Genomic DNA, 965 nt, shown 5'->3' on the forward strand with positions numbered 1-965 from the left:
AGTGGTGAAAGCTATCGATTGAAAGATAAACGACGCTCAGGTGCCATACCTAAATGAAACAGTGGATCACTTTTGATTGATCGAATTTGAGTTAAAAGTGGATCAGTTTTCGTTGATCGTTGACATGCGCATATCATAACTTTTCAGTAACGCTTGATATTGCCCACTGGTGTATTGGCTTCCTCGGTCACTGTGAAACACACAACCCTTTGAAGGCGAACGTAAGTTATAGGCCATCATTAACGCTTTGCTTATCAAGGCGGTATCTATTTGGGATGACATGTGCCAACCCACAATACGCCGAGAATATAAATCCATCACAATAGCCAGATAAAGCCAACCTTCCGGTGTCTTTAAATAAGTGATATCGCCAGCCCAGATTTCATTCGCGGCTACCTACAGGCCCGTGACGTGGCGCTTTTCAGATTGTCTGGAACAACAAGCTCAGGAACACCGCCCAGCCATCGGAAGCAACGAACATGGCTCATAACCCAGTCCTCAAGCTTCTGAGACCAAGTGGCCTCAGCCCATGTGTAACTTGATGCACCGAGAACAGCCACGATGATCTGCGCGGTTCTGATTTCCCCAGTATCAGGGTTGGTAATGTCAACAGTTGGCCCACAGTAATCAACAAAGAGTTTTTCACCCGCTTTATGGACTTGACGCATTGATGGTGAGGTGGTTTTTAGCCATTCTCGGTACATCCGGCAATAATGGTTATAACTGTAAAATCCGCCTGGATTGCGTTCACTGTACTCTTCCCAGAGCAGTTGTAGCGTCACGCATTTATTACGTAGCTCTTTATGGATCGTAGCCCAGTCTGGCAGGGAGTGTTTTTGGCACTGTTGCAAAGTTTAAGTAGCCGGTATGCTAAATTAACTATTTCATTAATGAGGTCCGTTTGGTGAATGCATTTAAAGGTCGTCATTTCACTGGTATTATCATTCTTTGGGCTGTACGTTGGT

At 45.1% G+C, this 965-nt stretch carries 2 pseudogenes; both read right to left on the bottom strand.

Going from position 1 to position 965, the window contains the following annotated elements:
- Nucleotides 1–120: 120 nt before the first annotated feature.
- A pseudogene (locus SC428_RS22075) lies at nt 121–396 on the bottom strand (transposase); the annotation flags it as partial.
- Nucleotides 396–839: pseudogene (locus tag SC428_RS22080) on the bottom strand (IS21 family transposase); the annotation flags it as partial. The pseudogenes SC428_RS22075 and SC428_RS22080, both read right to left, overlap by 1 nt.
- Nucleotides 840–965 lie beyond the last annotated feature (126 nt).

Origin of the sequence: Providencia sp. 2023EL-00965, from assembly GCF_033550225.1 — a bacterium.
GTDB lineage: Bacteria > Pseudomonadota > Gammaproteobacteria > Enterobacterales > Enterobacteriaceae > Providencia > Providencia manganoxydans.